Source organism: Vibrio sp. V31_P5A7T61, assembly GCF_009904895.1.
GTDB lineage: Bacteria > Pseudomonadota > Gammaproteobacteria > Enterobacterales > Vibrionaceae > Vibrio > Vibrio metschnikovii.
In genome coordinates this window covers 1-4,159 of record NZ_WXWI01000032.1, presented here as the reverse complement: position 1 = coordinate 4,159, position 4,159 = coordinate 1, and the positions used below count along the sequence as shown (strand labels likewise).

Below are 4,159 nucleotides of genomic sequence, written 5' to 3'. Positions count from 1 at the left end.
CGTTTAATGATATTAAAAATAATGGCTTTGATGAAAAGAAGAGTTTATTGCCACTTTCTAAAAATGGTTATATATTAAATGGAGCGCATCGTGCTGCAAGTGCAATTTTCCTTGGGGAGGAGGTTGCCTGTGTCAAAACCGAACTAGATGATGTATCGCCAAATTATCAGTACTTTATCGAAAGAAATGTTCCAGAAGAAATATTGGATATCGGAGCCATAAATTTTTGTGAATATGCAGAAAACACATACTTAGCATTTCTATGGCCATCTGGAAGAAAGAATTATAATTCCACTATAAAATTATTTGATAATGTTGTTTATAATAAAAACATTAGGCTAAATTCACAAGGCGGCCTTAATCTACTGATTGAATTATATAAGCATATGAATTGGGTTGGAAAAAGTGAGGATAACTTTCCCGGTGCTCATAAAAAATTATTAGAATGCTTCACAGATTTTGACTCTTTCTCTGTGATATTATTTCAATCGGAAAGTCTAGAAAAAGTTCAAGAAATAAAAAAACAAGTTCGTGACATCAACAAAATAGGTTTTAGCTCTATTCATATTACTGACACAATAGAAGAAGTTCAAAGGGTTGCCCATCTGATTTTTAATGATAATGGATTACATTTCTTGAACTATGCTAATCCATATAAGTTTAAATCAACGCTAGATATAATTAAAAGTCTTCACACTAATGACGTTAAGAGACTGAATAATATGGTTCTCGATGGTAGTACAACTTTAGCTGTATATGGTTTACGTGAGGCTAGGGATATCGATTACCTATCCACTGACTCTTTACTATTATCAAATAAAGATGTAGAAATAGAACCTCACGATAATCAGCTTATCTACCATAAAGTAGAGAAAAATGAATTAATTTATAATCCTCGTTATCACTTTAAATATTTAGGAATTAAGTTTGTTTCATTTAATCAAATGTATATATTTAAAAATAATCGAAATGAAAATAAAGATATTAATGATTGTGATATAATGAAATCATTCGTTGAAAAGAGTAGCTGTAAATATTTTCTTGCTAAATCAAGACAGTTTATGTTCTATAAGAAAATAGTTATGAAAAGTAAGCTTCGTACTGCATTGTTCTCTTTATTAAAAATTACGAATACTTATGATATTGTAAGAAATATATATCGTAAGTTAAAGGACTAAAATGAAGATCCTTATCGTTAATACCTCAGATATTCAAGGTGGTGCAGCGCGGGCTGCATATCGGTTACATAAGGCGCTATTAGCCGAAGGTGTCGATAGCCAGATGTTGGTACAGTCTAAATCCTCCGATGATTTCACTGTCCTTGGCCCACAAAGTAAATTGCAAAAGGTGATGGGCAAAGTTCGACCAAGCTTAGATTCTATTCCTATTCGGCGTTATAAACAGCGCACAAAAACGTTATTTAGCCCTAGTTGGGTGCCTTTTTCCGGTTTAGTGGACAAAATTAATGGATTAAATCCAGATGTTGTGCACTTGCATTGGATTAATGCTGGCATGCTGCGGATTGAAGATCTTGCTAGAATTAAAGCACCGATCGTATGGTCTTTACATGATATGTGGGCATTTACCGGTGGTTGTCACTATGATGATGGGTGTTCAGCTTATAAGAGACAGTGTAATCAATGTCCGGTATTAGTATCTAATAATGTTAAAGATTTAAGTTTTAAAGTTTGGCAACGTAAACAAGTGGTTTTTCCTCAGTTATCTCAAATGACCATTATCGGATTGTCAAAATGGTTAACGGAGTGCGCATCATCGTCGACTTTATTTCGGGATAATCGAGTAGTCAACCTGCCTAATCCTATTGATACAAAAGTTTTTTCACCATTTAACAACATCGACGCACGCAAGCTATTTAATCTACCACTAGATAAAAAATTAATTCTATTTGGCGCAATGGGGGCAACCAGTGATCCGCGTAAAGGTTTTCATGAGCTGGCACAATCGTTAGAATATTTGTCGCAAGATTATGAGCTTATTATCTTTGGTTCTAATGAGCCTCAAACACTACAAGGATTTAAGCAAAAAACACATTACTTGGGTCAGTTGCATGATGATGTAAGTTTACGTGTCTTATATAGTGCAGCAGATGTGATGGTAGTGCCTAGTTTACAAGAAAATTTATCAAATGCGATTATGGAATCTCTAGCTTGTGCGACACCAGTAGTAGGTTTTGCTATTGGTGGCAACTCAGATCTAATTGAACATCAGAAAACAGGTTATCTCGCACAGCCTTTCGATACCCAAGATCTTGCCAACGGAATTGATTGGGTAATTCAACACAAACAACCTGAGCAACTCTCTTTAGCTGCTCGTGAAAAAGTGATTCGTGAGTTTGATAGTCAAGTTGTAGCTGAACTATATATAAATATATATAGTTCAATGGTCACTGAGTAAAAAAATAATAATGGGTATTATACGAGAATTATATGGTTAATAATATTATAAATATTATCTGTGCAACTTATGAAGCTGGGGTGGATCTTGAGAAATCACTAATATCTATAAAAAAAGTACAATATGATAACTTAAGGGTAATAATAATTGATGGTGGTAGTCAAGATTGCACAAAAGCTATAGTTGAAAAGTATGGTGCTTTAGTAGATGTGTTTATTTCAGAAAAAGATAATGGTATTTCAGATGCCTTTAATAAAGGGCTGAAACATACTTTCCCTGGTTATGTCTATTTTATCGGTGCTGGTGATGTGTTTATTGATCTAGATGCTTTTGCTATTCTTACTGAATCGGCATGTTATAAAAAAGACTTGCTTATTTGTGGTAAAGTTAATGTAGTGTGTGTTGAAACCGGAGAAATTTTTCATACCGTTCCTCGCTCTTTATATTTCGAAAAAGAAAGCCTTTTAAAAAAAATGTCTTTGCCCCATCAAGGCTTGTTAACGTCTACGATATATTTTGATAAGTACGGTTATTTCAAAGAAAATTGTAAATATGCAATGGATTATGATATTCTTTTAAGAGCATATCATCATTTCCCCAATGTTATTATTAAGGATGTAATTGTTGCTAATTGGATGTCAGGTGGTATCGGGGCTAATGATACCCCGGGAGTTTTATCTGAATATTATAGAATAAAAAAAGAAAATAAAGTCGCCTCCAATATTTATCTTTGGATTGTTTATGTAAAAAGTTTGTTGGCTCATTATATGAGGAAGTATGGTAAGATCATCGTCGGTAGACACTCTTAAAGTTATTTTATTTTTATTGGTAGTGTTGGGTCATATTAATACACCATTTCATAACTACATCTACGCATTCCACATGCCTGCTTTCTTCTTTTTATCCGGTTTTTTAATGAAGAACATGAGGTTGGATTCAACACAAAAAGATTTTATAAATTTAATAGTGCCATTTCTGATATTTTCTATATTAGGTATATGTGTTGAGTTAATTAAAAGGATAGTTTTAGGAAGAGAGTTTCCTGATTTTTATAGAATGCTTCATGGCATATATATTAGTTTTGACTCAACGGTATCTTATTATGGCTTTGTACTTTGGTTTCTACCTGTCCTTTTTTTAGTTAAAATATTGGCCAGAGTTATTATAAATAGAATCAATAGTCGATTGATATTGTTCATACTTTCTAGTTGTACATTGTATTTTTTTAAAGATTTTAATTTTTCCTTACCATTCTTTTTAGGTATTAATAAAGTAATAATTACTTTGCCTTTTTTTATTTTTGGTTATTTATATAAAGGTGTACATGCTAGGAATGGGTTTCTGACTGTTTTCCTTTCTTTAATAATATCTTCGTCTATTATTTACTTTTTTTCCACCCCATATTTTGATATTGGAAGTTCAATAGTTGATTACTATGGTGTTTCAATATTTTTCCCCGTTTTTTTAGTTACGATGCTTCTTGCTCTTTTGGGTGTTTTAGAAAGATCTTTTGATATAAACAGTGAATATATTCAGCTATTGGCTAGTTTTTCCATGTTATTTTTTGTCTTTCATCCCTACACCAATAATATATCCCATCTTATTATTCTATCTTTTGACGTTGACTTTTGGCTATGGAAATTTATTTTAAGTATTGTTTTATTGTTAATAATCTGCTTCTTTAAGAAGCGAAAGAGTAATTGGATTATTTTTAAATATGTATGATTATCTTATTGTTACACAC

The 4,159-nt window shown here is 32.2% G+C and carries 4 protein-coding genes; all 4 read left to right on the top strand.

What is annotated here, in order from left to right:
* Positions 1 to 1,178, top strand: a 1,178-nt coding sequence (locus CAG58_RS07545; protein WP_161439722.1) for a hypothetical protein, incomplete at its 5' end; no start/stop codon positions are given.
* Between the two features lies 1 nt (position 1,179).
* Positions 1,180 to 2,415 (top strand): glycosyltransferase family 4 protein, encoded by a 1,236-nt coding sequence (locus CAG58_RS07540; protein WP_161439721.1) that lies wholly within the window; start codon positions 1,180 to 1,182, stop codon positions 2,413 to 2,415.
* Between the two features lie 32 nt (positions 2,416 to 2,447).
* A complete protein-coding gene (locus CAG58_RS07535) occupies positions 2,448 to 3,224 on the top strand; it encodes a glycosyltransferase (RefSeq protein ID WP_161439720.1) in 777 nt (258 codons plus the stop codon).
* Complete coding sequence (locus CAG58_RS07530; RefSeq protein WP_161439719.1) at positions 3,193 to 4,140, top strand: acyltransferase family protein; 948 nt, start codon at positions 3,193 to 3,195, stop codon at positions 4,138 to 4,140. Before CAG58_RS07535 ends, CAG58_RS07530 begins: the two co-directional genes overlap by 32 nt.
* Positions 4,141 to 4,159 lie beyond the last annotated feature (19 nt).